The organism is Clostridium sulfidigenes, assembly GCF_052067195.1.
Lineage (GTDB): Bacteria > Bacillota > Clostridia > Clostridiales > Clostridiaceae > Clostridium_J > Clostridium_J sulfidigenes.
The window spans coordinates 21,151-36,404 of record NZ_JBQHQR010000019.1; the positions used below are offsets into that span (position 1 = coordinate 21,151).

At 30.4% G+C, this 15,254-nt stretch carries 15 protein-coding genes, 1 riboswitch and 2 other annotated features; of the genes, 5 read left to right on the forward strand and 10 right to left on the reverse strand.

The features are described from left to right. Window positions 1-6: 6 nt before the first annotated feature. Window positions 7-1,281 (reverse strand): serine--tRNA ligase, encoded by a 1,275-nt coding sequence (serS, locus tag ACTNBA_RS17210; RefSeq protein WP_441075519.1) that lies wholly within the window; start codon window positions 1,279-1,281, stop codon window positions 7-9. A 78-nt stretch (window positions 1,282-1,359) separates the two neighbouring features. Beyond that, window positions 1,360-1,559, reverse strand: a binding site (T-box leader). 238 nt (window positions 1,560-1,797) lie between these two features. On the opposite strand from serS, the gene ACTNBA_RS17215 reads away from it, so the two are divergent. The 3 genes from ACTNBA_RS17215 (at window position 1,798) to ACTNBA_RS17225 (ending at window position 4,722) form a co-directional block, all read left to right on the forward strand. Then, window positions 1,798-3,312 (forward strand): bifunctional metallophosphatase/5'-nucleotidase, encoded by a 1,515-nt coding sequence (locus ACTNBA_RS17215; RefSeq protein ID WP_441075520.1) that lies wholly within the window; start codon window positions 1,798-1,800, stop codon window positions 3,310-3,312. Between the two features lie 206 nt (window positions 3,313-3,518). After that, window positions 3,519-3,728, forward strand: a complete 210-nt coding sequence (locus ACTNBA_RS17220) for a cold-shock protein (RefSeq protein ID WP_035133808.1) — start codon at window positions 3,519-3,521, stop codon at window positions 3,726-3,728. A 211-nt stretch (window positions 3,729-3,939) separates the two neighbouring features. Continuing rightward, window positions 3,940-4,722 (forward strand): 3'-5' exonuclease, encoded by a 783-nt coding sequence (locus ACTNBA_RS17225; RefSeq protein WP_441075521.1) that lies wholly within the window; start codon window positions 3,940-3,942, stop codon window positions 4,720-4,722. 3 nt (window positions 4,723-4,725) lie between these two features. Here ACTNBA_RS17225 and ACTNBA_RS17230 read toward each other — a convergent pair whose 3' ends face one another. The 6 genes from ACTNBA_RS17230 to thiS all read right to left on the reverse strand — a co-directional run bounded on the left by ACTNBA_RS17230 (window position 4,726) and on the right by thiS (window position 9,283). Beyond that, window positions 4,726-5,559, reverse strand: a complete 834-nt coding sequence (locus ACTNBA_RS17230; protein WP_441075522.1) for a deoxyribonuclease IV — start codon at window positions 5,557-5,559, stop codon at window positions 4,726-4,728. A gap of 159 nt (window positions 5,560-5,718) precedes the next feature. After that, window positions 5,719-6,309 carry a thiamine phosphate synthase gene (locus ACTNBA_RS17235; RefSeq protein ID WP_441075523.1) on the reverse strand — a complete coding sequence of 197 codons (591 nt, stop codon included), beginning with the start codon at window positions 6,307-6,309 and terminating at the stop codon, window positions 5,719-5,721. After that, on the reverse strand, window positions 6,294-7,397 hold the full coding sequence (thiH, locus tag ACTNBA_RS17240) for a 2-iminoacetate synthase ThiH (protein WP_441075524.1): 1,104 nt from the start codon (window positions 7,395-7,397) through the stop codon (window positions 6,294-6,296). Before thiH ends, ACTNBA_RS17235 begins: the two co-directional genes overlap by 16 nt. 39 nt (window positions 7,398-7,436) lie before the next feature. Beyond that, complete coding sequence (locus tag ACTNBA_RS17245; protein ID WP_346847546.1) at window positions 7,437-8,207, reverse strand: thiazole synthase; 771 nt, start codon at window positions 8,205-8,207, stop codon at window positions 7,437-7,439. Window position 8,208: 1 nt separating this feature from the next. Beyond that, the gene (thiF, locus tag ACTNBA_RS17250) at window positions 8,209-9,015 is read right to left on the reverse strand and encodes a sulfur carrier protein ThiS adenylyltransferase ThiF (protein WP_441075552.1); all 807 of its coding nucleotides are present in this window, start codon (window positions 9,013-9,015) and stop codon (window positions 8,209-8,211) included. Window positions 9,016-9,088: 73 nt separating this feature from the next. Then, window positions 9,089-9,283, reverse strand: a complete 195-nt coding sequence (thiS, locus tag ACTNBA_RS17255) for a sulfur carrier protein ThiS (RefSeq protein WP_035133818.1) — start codon at window positions 9,281-9,283, stop codon at window positions 9,089-9,091. Between the two features lie 215 nt (window positions 9,284-9,498). Next, window positions 9,499-9,597: riboswitch (TPP riboswitch) on the reverse strand. A 145-nt stretch (window positions 9,598-9,742) separates the two neighbouring features. On the opposite strand from thiS, the gene ACTNBA_RS17260 reads away from it, so the two are divergent. Then, window positions 9,743-9,892 (forward strand): hypothetical protein, encoded by a 150-nt coding sequence (locus ACTNBA_RS17260; RefSeq protein ID WP_167402733.1) that lies wholly within the window; start codon window positions 9,743-9,745, stop codon window positions 9,890-9,892. Between the two features lie 85 nt (window positions 9,893-9,977). On the opposite strand, the gene ACTNBA_RS17265 is transcribed toward ACTNBA_RS17260, so the two are convergent. After that, complete coding sequence (locus ACTNBA_RS17265) at window positions 9,978-10,871, reverse strand: LysR family transcriptional regulator (protein WP_035133820.1); 894 nt, start codon at window positions 10,869-10,871, stop codon at window positions 9,978-9,980. 120 nt (window positions 10,872-10,991) lie between these two features. Here ACTNBA_RS17265 and ACTNBA_RS17270 point away from each other — a divergent pair, with 120 nt between their 5' ends. Then, complete coding sequence (locus ACTNBA_RS17270) at window positions 10,992-12,182, forward strand: coenzyme F420-0:L-glutamate ligase (protein WP_346878223.1); 1,191 nt, start codon at window positions 10,992-10,994, stop codon at window positions 12,180-12,182. Window positions 12,183-12,304: 122 nt separating this feature from the next. Here ACTNBA_RS17270 and ACTNBA_RS17275 read toward each other — a convergent pair whose 3' ends face one another. Both ACTNBA_RS17275 and ACTNBA_RS17280 read right to left on the reverse strand, forming a co-directional pair. Continuing rightward, window positions 12,305-13,957: a glutamine--tRNA ligase/YqeY domain fusion protein gene (locus ACTNBA_RS17275; protein ID WP_441075525.1), complete on the reverse strand. Its 1,653-nt coding sequence runs from the start codon at window positions 13,955-13,957 to the stop codon at window positions 12,305-12,307. A 417-nt stretch (window positions 13,958-14,374) separates the two neighbouring features. After that, window positions 14,375-14,629: a binding site (T-box leader), on the reverse strand. A gap of 69 nt (window positions 14,630-14,698) precedes the next feature. Continuing rightward, complete coding sequence (locus tag ACTNBA_RS17280) at window positions 14,699-15,112, reverse strand: hypothetical protein (RefSeq protein WP_441075526.1); 414 nt, start codon at window positions 15,110-15,112, stop codon at window positions 14,699-14,701. Window positions 15,113-15,254 lie beyond the last annotated feature (142 nt).

Genomic DNA, 15,254 nt, shown 5'->3' on the forward strand with positions numbered 1-15,254 from the left:
ATATTTTTATATTTTTTCTTTACCTATCCACTTTCTTAATACCTCTGGTACTATAACACTTCCGTCCTCCTGTTGATATTGTTCTAGTATTGCAGGTAATAATCTGCTTGTAGCTAACCCTGATGCATTTAAGGTATTTAGATATTCTACCTTATTACCATCTTCTCTTCTAAATCTTATCATCCCCCTTCTTGCCTGATAATCTCTTGCATTAGAAGCTGAACTTATCTCTTTATATTCATTCATACTCGGTATCCATACTTCTATATCATAGGTCTTCGCCATAGATGCACTACAATCTTTAGCTGCCAGCTTTACTAGTCTATAATGTAGTCCTAAGCCTTTTACCAGAGCTTCAGCTTTTTTAATTAATTCTTCTAAAGCTTCATCTGAATCCTCAGGTTTTGTATATTGGAACATTTCTATTTTATTAAACTGATGTCCTCTTATCATACCTCTTTCAGATTTTCTATAGCTTCCAGCTTCAACACGATAACAAGGAGTATAAGCAAACAATTTCTTAGGTAATTCTTCTTCTTTTAAAATTTCTCCTCTATAAAGATTTATTAAGGCAGTCTCTGCTGTAGGAAGCATAAATTGCATACTTTCTTTATCTTTTTTGTCCCCTACTGTAAATACTTCATCAACAAATTTAGGAAACTGACCTGCTGAAAGACCACATTGATAGTTTAATATATGTGGAGGCAGGATAAATTCATATCCGTCTTTTATATGCTCTTCTATAAAATAATTAAGTAAAGCCCATTCTAACATAGCTCCTACACCTTTATATATCCAAAATCCATTACCTCCAAGCTTAACTCCTCTTTCATAATCAATAAGCTCATGAACTTTAGCAAGTTCTACATGATCTTTAATTTGGAAATCAAAATTAGGCTTTTCTCCAAATTCTCTAACTACCTTGTTATTTTCTTTTCCACCTGCTACTACATCCTCATCGGGTATATTCGGAAGACTTTCCATAAATGTATTTATCTTTTCTTCCATCTCTTGAAGTTTCTCATCATATTCTTTTATTTCTTTACTAACTACTTTCATTTTTTCATATAATTCTTCTACATTTTCTCCACCTTTCTTAAGAATAGGAATCTCTTTAGAAACCTTATTTTTGTTGCTTTTAAGCTCTTCTACCTGTATTAATATTTTTCTTCTTTCTTCATCCCACTGTAAAAGCTCTGAAAAATCTACACTATCCATTCTCTTTAGAAGTGCAGCTTTAACCTTCTCAGGATTTTTTCTAATTAAATAAATATCTATCATTTTTATTCCTCCTAAATGAATTTTTTAATATTAAATCTTTTTATTTTGCTGTAAATTAAAAACTCCCGCCTCTATAAATATAGAGACGAGAGCTATTATATCCCGTGGTACCACTCCAGTTGTCACATTAGTGACCTCTTTACTGTGCTTTAAGGAGCACTCCCCTCTGATTCTTCATCAGTAGCTCCGAAGTGGAAAGACTATATAATATACTGATTTTCACCTATCATCAGCTCTCTAAAATATTTAAATAGTCGTAGCTTCATCATTGCTAATATAATATTTGATATATGTTAAGCATTATATTAACACTTTATTCTTGCAATGTAAATATTTTTACGCAATATAACTTAACAAAATTATCTTTAAGCTTTATTTTTATTAGATATTCTACGTGCTAAAGGATGATTATACATGCAATGAAAAATTGAAATATAACATATGTAAATTGTGCTTATGTTATAATACTATTAGTAATAAATTCGTATGTATTTTTTAACATAATGAGGTGACAAAATGAAAAAATTAAAGATATACTTTACGTCTGATATACACGGATACATATATCCTACAAATTATAGAGATGATACTGAAAAGAATATGGGTATATTAAATATAATTAATCAGTTTGAAAAAGATGGAAATACCCTAATCATAGATGGTGGAGATACAATTCAGGGTTCCCCATTTACTAATTATTTAAGTACTAATAAATTTGATATACATCCACTTGCCACTGTAATGAATGAAGGTCAATACGATTATGTAACTCTTGGAAATCATGATTTCAATTATGGCTATGACTATTTGAAAAAATATCTTAACAATTTAAATGCAAAATGTCTATGCACTAATGTAGATAATAAAACAAAAGAAATATGTATTTTGCCTTATGATATTAAAACCATGGAAAATGGGTTAAAAGTAGGCTTAATGGGATTTACCACTGATTTTATAAACAGATGGGAAAGGCCTTTAAATATAAAAAGTTTCACTATCACAGATACCTTTAAGTCAGTAAAAAAGTATTATGCAGAACTTAAAAAACAATGTGATCTAGTAATAGGAGTTTATCATGGTGGATTTGAGAATGATTTAGAATCCCATGAAAAATTAAGCGACACTAATGAAAACATAGCATATAAACTGTGTCAAGAGTTTGATTTTCATATTCTTTTAACTGGACATCAGCACATGGAAATTCCAGGACAATATCTACATAATACCTATATAGCTCAAACCCCTCCTAACGGAACAAAATTTTTAGAACTAAACTTAGAGCTTCATGATGATTTAAGTATAGATATAAGTTCTTCATTAAAAAAAGTAGAGCTTAATCCTAATAATGCTATGTATTATAAATTCTTAAATTTAGAAAAACAAGTTCAAAAGTGGCTGGATACACCTGTAGGATTTTTAGATGTGGAGCTTCAACCTAGGACTCACATAGACATGGCTGCAAATGGCTCTTATTTAGCTAATTTTATAAATCAAGTACAGTTGGATGCAAGTGGTGCTGATATTTCAGTTACATCCTTTGCTAATTCAATAAAGGGTTTTAACAAAAATGTAACAGTGAGAGATATAACTTCTACATATATGTTTCCCAATACCCTAACTATCATTGAAATAGATGGCAAAACCTTAAAGCTTGCCCTTGAAAGATGCGCTAGTTACTTTGATAATATTGAAGGTGAATTACAAGTATCAACACGCTTCTTAAAACCTAAGGTAGAGCATTATAACTATGACTATTTCTCAAATTTGAATTATATTTTCGATATAAATAAAGAAGTAGGAAATCGTGTTGTTTCAATGAAATTTAAGGGTAAAGAGATTGTTAGTAATGATACCCTTACCCTTGCCATGAATAACTATAGAGCAACAGGTGCAGGCGGTTATGATTTCTATAGAAATTGTAAAGTTGTAGGTGAAGTCTTAAATGAAATGCCCGACATTATCATCGATTATTTCAGAGCTCACAAGGAAGTTGTAGTGGATAAAAATCAATACCTAACAGTTATTAAATAGTTTTTCCTATGACTATCAGCTCTAATACTCCCACCTTCTTCAAAGTGGTAATAAAGAGCTACTACATCCCTGGATAACGATTTCTAACCTTAACAATTAATTTATTCATCTCTTTTTATTAAAATTTATTATTATTATGTTTAAAAATCATAGATTTTTCAAATACTACACTATAAGTTAATTTACTGTTTAAGGAGGAATAAATATTGTCTAGTATAACTGGTATTGTTAAATGGTATGATGAAGGAAAGGGTTATGGATTTATTTCTTGTAATGAGGGCAATGATGTATTTGTACATCATTCTCAAATAAAAGAAAAAGGAACTAATAAAGATTTACATGAAGGTGAAAGTGTAACTTTTGATATTACTGATGGAGCTAAAGGGCCCATGGCTGTGAATGTTCAAAAGCTATAACTTGAATTTAAAAGGTTATCTTAGGGTTAATTTATTTAATCTTAAGGTAACCTATTTTTATGCTTTTTAGATAATAAAAGCTATATAATTGCTACAAATTCTGTTATTATAGATAGTTGTACGGTATTGGTTACTCTATGTTTTTTAATAATTAATCAATACATAACCAATACTAAGATAATTGATTTTATATGTTAAAAGTGGTGATGTAATGAACTATATAATATTTGACTTAGAATTTAATCAAAAATATGAAGATAAAAAAGAACATTGTTTAGAAAAAAATCAATGTGTAGAAAAGAGCAATAATTTAAGTCTCCCCTTTGAAATTATTCAGATAGGAGCTTTAAAATTGAATGAAAATTTCGAAAAGATATCCACATTTAATTTTTTAATTAAGCCAACTATTCACACAACTCTACATCCTTATGTGGAAAACCTTACTAAAATAAGTAATAATGATATAAATTCTTCAGAAACCTTTCCTAATATTTACGATAAATTTACTAAATTTATTGGTGAAGAAGAAGCAGTTCTCTGTGTATGGGGGATAGTAGATATAAAAGAACTTTTACGAAATATAAAATTTCATAATATATCTACTACTTCTCTTCCACTTATATATATCGACGTGCAAAGCCATGCATCAAAATATTTTAATAGTAAAAAAGGTATAAAAATTGGGCTTAAAAATGCAATTGAGCTTTTGGATATACCCCTTCATGGTGATTTTCATGACGCGAGTAATGATGCTTATTATACAGCAGAAGTATTAAAGAAGATTTTCAATAAAAATATAAAGCCTTTATTATATACTAACCCTTCTAGGAGTACCTCTTCTGTTAAAGAAAAAGTTGATATGAATGGCGTATTTGATCAATTTAAAAAAATGTACAAGAGAAGTCTAACTAAAGAAGAAAAGTCTATGATAAGCCTTGCTTATAACATGGGTAGAACAAAACAATTTGTAATTATAAGGAAAGAAGACTCTTAGCTGCTAGCTAAGAGCCTTTCTTCTTAATATTTCTATTTCTTTGCCATATCCCTCAAGGTCATTTGGTGTTTCAAGGAAAAATGGTAAGTTGCATAATTTAGGATGATTAATAATATTAGTAATGGCTTCAATTCCTAAAGAACCTTCACCAATTTTTTCATGTCTGTCCTTATGGCTTTCAAAAGGATTTTTGCTATCATTTAAATGAATTGCCTTTAATTTTTCTAAGCCTATTAATCTATCAAACTCTTCTAAAACTCCATCTAAATTATTAACTATATCATATCCTGCATCATATACGTGACAGGTATCAAGACACACTCCCATATGATCCTTTAGCTCTACTCTATTAATAATTTCAGCTATTTCTTCAAAATTTCTCCCTACTTCTGTCCCCTTACCTGCCATGGTTTCTAATAACACAGTAGTAGTCTGCTGCGGCTTAATAACTGCATTAAGCATATCTACAATATAATTAATTCCAACTTCTACGCCTTGTTTAACATGACTACCTGGGTGAAAATTATATAAATTATTAGGTAAGTACTCCATTCTTAATAAATCATCTGTCATCATTTCTAATGCAAATTTTCTAGTGTTTTCATCTGCTGAACAAGCATTCAATGTGTAAGGTGCATGAGCCAATATAGTACTAAATTTATTTTCTTCCATTATTCTTAAAAGGGCAGCAACATCTTTTTCATCTATAGCCTTTGCCTTTCCACCCCTAGGATTTCTAGTAAAAAATTGAAAGGTATTAGCTCCTATTGAAAGTGCTTCCTTTCCCATATTTTCAAAACCCTTGGTTGTAGATAAGTGACATCCTATATTTAACATTTTCATTACCTCCATCTTCTATTATTGCAAAACTTCTAATTTTGTATTCTATTTCTATATCCCTTGTAATTTAAATTTCAATAATCTAACTTTAATACAATGATACTATAATAGAAGATATATTTGCAATGGATAATTTTTATTATTTAGAAATAACTATTAGTATTTTAAGATTCTAACTAGATCATATACGTCTTCACAATAAAAAAATGTAGACATTAATGCTACTCCATCAGCTCCTGCTTCTATAACCTTGGAAGCATTTTCTGTTGAAATTCCACCTAAAGCTATGATAGGACAAGTAACTACTTTCTTTAATTCTTGAATAAATTCAACGCCCTTAGGCTTTAATCCTTCTTTACACTTGGTAGAAAATATATGAGATGCTAGTATATAGCTACACCCCTTTTTATCTGCCCTTATACCTTCTTCTAAAGAATGTACAGAAACTCCTACATTAAATTTCTTTTTATTATCTAAATTCATAAAATCTTTAAAAGATAGATGAACAGTTCTTTCCTTTACTTTTTTATAAATTTTCATATTAGAATTTATTATTATCTCAGTACTTCCAATTACTAGCTCCTTTATTTTATAATAAAGTCTTTCTAATTCTTCATCATCTAAATCTTTTTCTCTTAATATTATTCTATCCACACCAGCCAGTGAAGCTTCTTGCAGGGTTTTAAAATATTTTTCTTCACTAACTAAATGCCTATTTGTTATTAGGTAAATCAAATTCTTTCCCAATCCTTAAATATTGGTTGAAACCCTGCTTCTATTATCATTTCTTTTATTTCTTCTACTGAACCTTCATCATTTATGGAAAATTGTGATGTACCTTTAGTTTTTAATGCATGACCTCCAACCTCTGTAGACACACCTGCACTCATCTTGGTGATTCCTAAAGGTATAAGGTTTTTTCTCATTTTATGATCTTCTCGTGTAGAAACATTTATTCCACTTTGCTGTGCAAAGATTTTATAAGCTAACATAACTTGTACCATTTTTTTATCTTCCACTGGATTTAACTCCTTTAATCCTCCCTCACAAGGTCTGATTCTTGGAGGTGAATAAGTCACTTCTACATGGGGATATTTCTTTCTAATATACTCTCCATGAAGAGCTGTGAAAAAGGCATCTCTTCTAAAATCACCTAGTCCAAGAAGAGCTCCTATACTTATACTTCTCATTCCAGCTCTTGCTCCTCTTTCTGGAGTATCTAATCTAAATTTATAATTCTTTTTAGGTCCTGATAAATGAACTCTATCATAAATTTCTTCATCATAGGTTTCTTGGTATACAGTAAGACCTTCTGCTCCCACTTCTACAGTTTTTTTATAATCCTCTTCACTTAAAGGCTGTACCTCTAAGGTTATAGATGGAAAGTATTCTTTCATTACTTTTATAGCATCTACTATATACCTAGTTGGGGAATGAATTTGACTTTCTCCTGTTAATAGAATAATGTGCTTAAATCCTTGTTTAGCAACTGCTTCTGATTCTGATTTTATTTCCTCCAAAGTTAGCTTTTTTCTACTTATAGAATTTTCAAGATTATATCCACAATAAGAGCATTTATTAACACAATAATTTGAAATATAAATTGGAGTATATAATAAAATAGTTCTTCCAAAGTGTCTTAACGATAATTCCCTTGCCTTTACTGCCATATCTTCTAATACTTTTTCTGCTACTGGTGATAATAAATTAAGCAAGTCCTCATAATTTGGATTTTTTTCATTAATACTTCTCTCTACATCTTCTACTTTTACCCTACTCCAATATCTATTAAAGTCAAAATCCTTAAATTTTTCTATGGTACTATAAAAACTCATTTTTTCATCTCCTCAAATTTTCCGTTAGTGTAAAGTTTTTTACTCTCCTAAAAATCCTGTGAGTGGTGAAGATGCATTTCCACTTTTAGAAACAGTCCCAAATTTTGATAAATAAGCAAGTCGTCCACCTTCTACCGCCATACTAAAGGCTTTTGCCATATTAGCTGGATTTTTTGAAGAAGCTATAGCTGTATTAACAAGACATGCCGCTGCTCCCATTTCCATAGCTTCCATTGCTTGTGATGGCTTTCCTATTCCAGCATCAACTATAATTGGAATATCTAGTTCATCTATCATTATTTCAATAAGTTCCTTAGTTCTTATACCTCTATTACTTCCTATAGGTGCTCCTAAAGGCATAACCGCCGATGCTCCCGCTTCTATTAATCTTCTCCCTGCATATAAATCTGGACACATATATGGGAGTACTGTAAATCCTTCTTTAGCTAATATTTCTGTAGCTTTTATAGTTTCTTCATTATCCGGAAGCAGATACTTTGAATCCGATATAACCTCAATTTTTATCCAGTTACCACATCCCATAGCTTTGGCAATTCTTGCAATCCTAACTGCCTCTTCTGCATTAGTTGCCCCTGATGTATTGGGCAATAAAATAACATCCTTAGGTATATTAGATAAAATATCTTCTTCCTTATTATCTAAATCTATCCTTCTTAAGGCCAAGGTAATAACCTGTGAATTACTTTCACTCAAGACTTCCTTTATAAGTTTATTAGACGGATACTTACCTGTACCTACAAATAATCTATTTTTTAATTCTACTCCACCTATTTTTAACATATCTTCCATTTTAACTTTCCCCTTCTTTCAACATAATTCTAAGTGCCATATTTGCCATATGATTTGCACATATTGCTACTCTTGGTGCCATGAGTCCAGATCCTTCTTTAGCTTCATTTACTCCATCTCCACAAATATAAAACCTATCGTTTATCTTTTTAGTTTGTATATCATTAGAAGAATAAAAACCTGCCATACCTGATGATGCTATAAGGACTGATTCCTTAACTTTAGTTAATATCTCATTACACAACATTGCTTTATAATTTGCACTATCAAAAGCTTCTAACACAATATCTACATCTTCAAATAATTCTTTTATATTCCCCTTCTCTATTTTCTCAATTTTTTCATTTATCTCTATAAATGGATTTATGTCTAAGAGTTGTTTTTTTAAAGCAATAACCTTATATTCTCCTATATCTCTTATTAAGTATTGCTGTCTATTTAAATTTGATGGTTCTACCACATCAAAATCTATTATTCTTATAAATCCCACTCCTAACCGTGCTAAGGATATAGCAATATTGGACCCAAGGCCTCCTACACCTGCAATGGCTACTCTTGCCTTTGATACTTTTTCATGTACCCCTGGTGTATGCCTTGCCATCATAACACCTCTAAGTTCACTTTTACTTGGAACTTGTCCTCTCTTTATAAAAACAATGTTGTCACCCTCCTTTAATATCTTATCTTTAACTAAAGGAAATCCATTTAGTATCACCACATCACAACTAGGATTAAGCCTATCCTTTAAACGAAGACATGTTTCACCCTTATTAACTTCTTCTATGTTTTCATTAACTTTAATTTTAATTTTCTCATTCAAACAAATCCACCACTCTACATCTTTCTGTAAAAGTCTTTTCAAATATATTTATAATTTCTCTTTAGCCTCCCCCTACAAAAGATATAACTTCTATAATATCCTCCTCTTTTAAATATATTTCCCAATAATTTTCTCTTGGTACTATTTCTTTATTTAATTCCACTACTACCTTTTCTTCATTAACATCTAACTTACTTAGCAAACTGCTTATAGTAGTTATTCCATTCATATCTACACTTTTTCCATTAACCTTCATATTTTCACCTTCTTTCAATACCTATGTACATTAACTAACTTATTTTTACAAATAAAAAACACCTAACAAATGCTAGGTGTTGAAAATCTCAATAACTCATATAACAATATCTTCTTATTTAAGTTTAGATATTAATAATTAAAATTATATCTTTACTTAAGCTTTTATAAAAATACTAATTTTGCATAAGCAAGACTTTTATTTTATATAAAAATAAGATTTATTATTTGCTTCCCTCCGATGGTACTAACCATATCAGGTTCTTAGAGTTAGGACTTTCCTTCTCAGCCAAATTGGCACCCCTAGCTATCTATTAAATTATATTTATTATAACATTGCGGATTTACAAATTCAACTATACCATTCAATAAATACCTAATTGCGCTCCTATATATATGAATAGTTTTTTATAATAATCACAAAATAAGGTTGAACGAAATGTTGAAGGAGGTTAAATTTATGAAATTAGAAGATAACCCTGAGCTACGTGAAAAAGCTAAACAAATGCTTATAGATGGAGAATCCTATGATAAAATTATGGACGTAACTCATTTAAGATTAAAAGATGTAAAAAGAATTGAAAGAGAAGAAGTAAGTAGTCATTTTTAGTTAATACAAAATACCCTGTAAAGTAATCCTCTATTTTGTGTGTTAAGCTTTCAGGGTATATTCTATTTTTGTATATGTTTTTGTCCTATATGTCTGTTTTATGCTCTAGTATTTCAATAAATTTTGTAGTTGCGGGAGAAAGGGACACACTCTTTAAAAAACATAGCCCTATACTTCTTTTAGGTATTTCTTCTTTTAATTTCACTTTATATACTGTTCCCTTTTCTAAATATTCTTTTGAAAATTCTTTAATAACACAGGCTATTCCTAAGTTTGCCCTTGCGAATTCTAATAATAAATCATAAGATCCTAATTCGATTTCAGCAGTAATTTTAATTCCTTTAGATAACATATATTTTTCTATGTATTGCCTTGATATAGATTTAGATTCTAATAATATTAATGGTAATTTTGTTATTTCTTCGAGGCTAATGGGTCTAGAGCAACGGTTCTTGTACTTATTTCCACAGACAAATATATCATGAATATCCATACATTCTCTAAGTTCCAGTGCGGAATCTTCAATAGGAAAATTACAAATTGCAATATCTATTTCCCCTGACTTTACACTAGCACAAAGCTCTAAGGTTGTGGCATTTATTATTTTAAACTTAATATTGGGATATTCCTTGTGAAATTGTTCTAAATAGGGTAATAAAAAATATCTTGATATGGTATCTCCTACACCTATTTTTAAATCTCCTATCATCATATTTTTAATTTTTAAAAGTTTATCTTCTCCAACATGTATCAAATTCATGGCAGAGCTAGCATATTCAAATAAAATTCGCCCCTCATTTGTAAGTATAACCCCTTTAGAAGTTCTTGTGAAAAGCCTTATATCTAGTTCTCTTTCTAATTGCATAATAGATTGACTTACTGCGGGTTGAGTCATGTATAACTCTTTAGCAGCTCTTGAAAAACTTTCATGCTTTCCAACCATACAAAACACCTTATATAAATCTAATTTACTTATCATATAAGCACTCCTTATATCTACTATTTAATCTATTTATTTTACTTATACCACTAAAATGGTGTATATTACAAGTGTAGGTTTTAAAAATTAATGTAATTTTACATAAAGGAGATGTTATAATTGGAAAGAGTCGTTGGAACTGTTGTTAGAGGACTTCGTTGCCCAATCATAAACAAAGGAGATAACATTGAAGAAATCGTTGTAGATAGCGTGCTAACTGCTGCTAAAGTTGAAGGTTTCTCAATTAATGATAAAGATGTAGTTACTGTAACTGAATCTGTAGTTGCTCGTGCACAAGGAAACTATGCTTCTATAGACAATATTGCTAAAGATGTAAGCTCAAAGTTTGGTGAAGATACTGTAGGAGTAATATTCCCAATATTAAGCCGTAACCGTTTTGCTATATGCCTTCGTGGTATTGCAAAGGGTGCTAAGAAAATTGTTTTAATGCTTAGCTATCCTTCTGATGAAGTTGGTAACCATTTAGTAGACTTAGATATCCTAGATGAAAAAGGAGTTAATCCTTGGACAGATGTTCTAACTGAAAAGCAATTCCGTGAACACTTTGGATTTAATAAACATCCATTTACCGGTGTTGATTATATTGAATATTACAAATCTCTAGTTGAAAGCTATGGGATAGAGTGTGAAGTTATATTCTCAAATAATCCAAAAACTATATTAGATTATACAAAGAGTGTACTTACTTGTGACATTCACACTAGATTCAGAACTAAGAAAATACTTAAGGCAAATGGTGGAGAAAAGATTTATAGTCTTGATGATATTTTATCTTCATCAATTGATGGTAGTGGATTCAATGAAGCTTATGGACTTTTAGGCTCAAACAAATCTACAGAGGAAACAGTTAAACTTTTCCCTCGTAACTGCCAACCAGTAGTTGATAACATACAAGCTATGATTAAAGAGAAAACTGGAAAAACTGTTGAAGTTATGATTTATGGAGATGGAGCATTCAAAGACCCAGTAGGTAAGATTTGGGAACTTGCAGACCCAGTTGTATCACCTGCATATACTCCAGGACTTGAAGGAACACCAAATGAAGTTAAGTTAAAATATCTTGCCGATAATAACTTTGCTGATTTAAAAGGTGAAGAACTTAAGTCTGCTATCTCTGAATATATTAAAAATAAAGAATCTGATTTAGTAGGTGCTATGGAATCACAAGGTACTACTCCAAGAAGACTTACTGATCTTATAGGTTCATTATCTGACTTAACTTCTGGAAGTGGAGATAAGGGAACTCCTATAATCTTCATCCAAGGTTATTTCGATAATTACACAAAATAATACAGGAAAAACTAATGTAATTTCTTATCCTACTTATATAAAAATAGCCCAAAGGATTTTCTTTATCCCTTGGGCTATTTTCTATACTTTATTTCTAATGGATTTTTCTTATATACACTGACTTACTTTTTATAAGAGCTCTTCAAAGATACAGTTCTATTAAATACTAGCTTTTCTTTAGATAATCTAGTATCTCTTATAAAGTATCCATGTCTTATAAATTGAAATCTACCTTCTTCGTTTAGTCTAAGCGCTGCTGGTTCAATAATTGCATTTTTCTTTACTTCTAAGGAATTTTTATTTATATATTCAAATAAATTATCTCCAGATGGAGCATCATTAAATAAATTCTCAAACAATCTAACTTCACAAGGTACTCCATACTTTGTACTTACCCAGTGAATTGTTCCCTTAACTTTTCTTCCAGTAAAACCGCTACCACTCTTAGTCTCTGGATCATAGCTACATCTAAGCTCTACTATTTCACCAGATTCATTCTTTATTACCTCATTACACTTTATAAAATATGCTCCCTTAAGTCTAACTTCTCCATCTAATACTAATCTATTATATTTCTTAGGTGGATTTTCACTAAAATCCTCTCTTTCAATATACAATTCTTTAGTAAAAGGCATCTCTCTCCTACCTAAGTCTTCATTTTCACCGTTATTTTCAATGGTTAAATACTCTAAATGTTCTTCTTGCAAATTTGTTATTACAACTTTTATTGGATCAAGAACTGCCATAACAGAAGGTACCCTCAATTTCAAATCTTGTCTTAAAGAGTTCTCTAGCATAGCAACATCTACTAAAGTATCAGCCTTAGCAACTCCAATTTCTCTTAAAAAGTTTAAAATTGCCTCTCGTGTATACCCTCTTCTTCTCATTCCCTTTAAAGTTGAAAGTCTTGGATCATCCCATCCATCAACTTCTCCACTAGCTACTAACATCTTTAAATACCTCTTACTTGTAACTACTCCACTTAAATTCATTCTTCCAAATTCAATTTGTCTTGGTTTTGGATTATCTAAATCTAACTCATTTAAAACCCATTCATAAAGAGGTCTATGATCTTTGAATTCATTAGAACATAAGGAATGAGAAACCCCTTCAATATAATCTTGAATTGGATGAGCATAGTCATACATAGGATATATACACCATTGAGTACCAGTTTTATAGTGTTGTGTATAGGATATTCTATAAATAACTGGATCTCTCATATTCATATTGGGACTTGCCATATCTATTTTTGCTCTTAACACAGCTTCGCCCTCTTTATATTTACCAGCCTTCATTTTATCAAATAACTCTAAGTTTTCTTCAATAGCTCTATCTCTATAAGGACTATTTTTACCTGGTGTTGTTAAAGTTCCCCTATACTCTCTTACTTCATCGGGAGTTAAATTACATACGTAAGCCTTTCCCTTTCTTATTAAATATAAAGCATAGTTATATATTTTTTCACTGTAGTCTGAACCATAAAAAAGTCTATCCTCATAGTCAAACCCCATCCACTTCATATCTTCCATAATAGCATCTACATACTCATGGTCTTCTTTACCTGGGTTAGTATCATCAAATCTTAAGTTAAATTTTCCATTATACTTTTTAGCAATTCCATAGCTTATATTTATTGCATAAGCACTTCCTATATGGAGATATCCATTAGGTTCAGGAGGAAACCGAGTATGAATTTCATCACATTTCCCCTCATTAATATCTTCCTTCACTAGTCTATCTACAAAGTTTAAAGAATCATTTTCATTACACATATCCTCTTAGTAAAGCTTTTTTCAAGCTTTACTAAATTCACCTCCAATTTATATATAAATTTTAATTTTAAGATTTTATAGTTTTTCACTTAACCAAATATAAAATTTGGAGTGACGTTGCTAAAGCAACTTTTCGCTTTGATCTTGAGGAAACTCCTTCTCACATCTTTAGCAATATGAAACTCCTTTTCACTTCGTTCAAATGAGTAAGTTCACATGACTAAATCATAGATTTAGATGTTCACTTAAGTTTTACTTAGCTAAATCAAAGATTTAGAGTAATGTTGCTAAAGCAACTTTCTCGCTTTGCTCGTAAAGAAACTCCTTCTCACATGCGTTCCAAGGAGTAAGTTTTACTTAGCTAAATCAAAGATTTAGAGTAAAACTTAAAAACTCCCACCCTAGGACTGTTATAGTCCTTAGGGCGAGAGTTATATCTTCGCGTTGCCACCTAAATTCATAGATATGTCACCATATCAATCTTATCAAGTACGGTATTAAAAATACTTATACTCTAGTCCTGTAACGTAGACCTACGTCATAGCATCATCTTTTAAGAATCCGTATGAAGCTCAGAGCCTTGTTTCGATAAATACTTCTTCACTCCTTTTCAGCACCTGGAGCTCTCTGTAAAAGAAATTAAATATCTACTTTTCTCATCATAGCTATTATTGATATTATTATCTATAATAAACAAATATATTTATTTCGTCAATATAAAATTAAGAATATATTTTTAGTTTATTCGTGTAATCCAAATCCACTTATTATTAATGTAGCCCAATCTTCATTTTCTTTTTCAATCCACTTATATTCTATATCCAGTTCTTTAAGCCAAGCATTAAGTCCATAACTTTTTTTGCTTACATTTGGAGACTTTCTTCCAAAGATTTCTTTTATAGTCTCAAGTAATTCAGCTTGTGATTCTTGGCCAAGAGGTCTATCAATTACATTACTTATCTCTATACAGCACTGTGCATAAGATGAATGATCTTCAAAATACAGCTCATTAGCAAGGCCTATTCTTTTCTCATTTAATTCTTTAATTACCTCATTAATTTCATCAATATTTGATAAATACTTCTTAGCTATTCCCATAGAATCAATATCATTGTCTAGTCTATTTATTTGCTTTTCTAATCTTTCATATCTCATATCTTTTTCTCACTTTACATATTTATTTTGCCATACATAGAGTTTGTATTTAACCAATAAAACTTCTTGTCTTAAGTCGCATTCTCATTTACATTTCTCTTAATGCCAATAATCTATTATAACATTAAAAATCATTGTTGCA

What these genes read in the sequence shown, in the direction of transcription:
- serS (WP_441075519.1), bottom strand. Translation starts at nt 1,281, where the DNA reads ATGATAGATATTTATTTAATTAGAAAAAATCCTGAGAAGGTTAAAGCT.
- ACTNBA_RS17215 (WP_441075520.1), top strand. Translation starts at nt 1,798, where the DNA reads ATGAAAAAATTAAAGATATACTTTACGTCTGATATACACGGATACATA.
- ACTNBA_RS17225 (WP_441075521.1), top strand. Translation starts at nt 3,940, where the DNA reads ATGAACTATATAATATTTGACTTAGAATTTAATCAAAAATATGAAGAT.
- ACTNBA_RS17230 (WP_441075522.1), bottom strand. Translation starts at nt 5,559, where the DNA reads ATGTTAAATATAGGATGTCACTTATCTACAACCAAGGGTTTTGAAAAT.
- thiH (WP_441075524.1), bottom strand. Translation starts at nt 7,397, where the DNA reads ATGAGTTTTTATAGTACCATAGAAAAATTTAAGGATTTTGACTTTAAT.
- ACTNBA_RS17245 (WP_346847546.1), bottom strand. Translation starts at nt 8,207, where the DNA reads ATGGAAGATATGTTAAAAATAGGTGGAGTAGAATTAAAAAATAGATTA.
- thiS (WP_035133818.1), bottom strand. Translation starts at nt 9,283, where the DNA reads ATGAAGGTTAATGGAAAAAGTGTAGATATGAATGGAATAACTACTATA.
- ACTNBA_RS17260 (WP_167402733.1), top strand. Translation starts at nt 9,743, where the DNA reads ATGAAATTAGAAGATAACCCTGAGCTACGTGAAAAAGCTAAACAAATG.
- ACTNBA_RS17265 (WP_035133820.1), bottom strand. Translation starts at nt 10,871, where the DNA reads ATGATAAGTAAATTAGATTTATATAAGGTGTTTTGTATGGTTGGAAAG.
- ACTNBA_RS17275 (WP_441075525.1), bottom strand. Translation starts at nt 13,957, where the DNA reads ATGTGTAATGAAAATGATTCTTTAAACTTTGTAGATAGACTAGTGAAG.
- ACTNBA_RS17280 (WP_441075526.1), bottom strand. Translation starts at nt 15,112, where the DNA reads ATGAGATATGAAAGATTAGAAAAGCAAATAAATAGACTAGACAATGAT.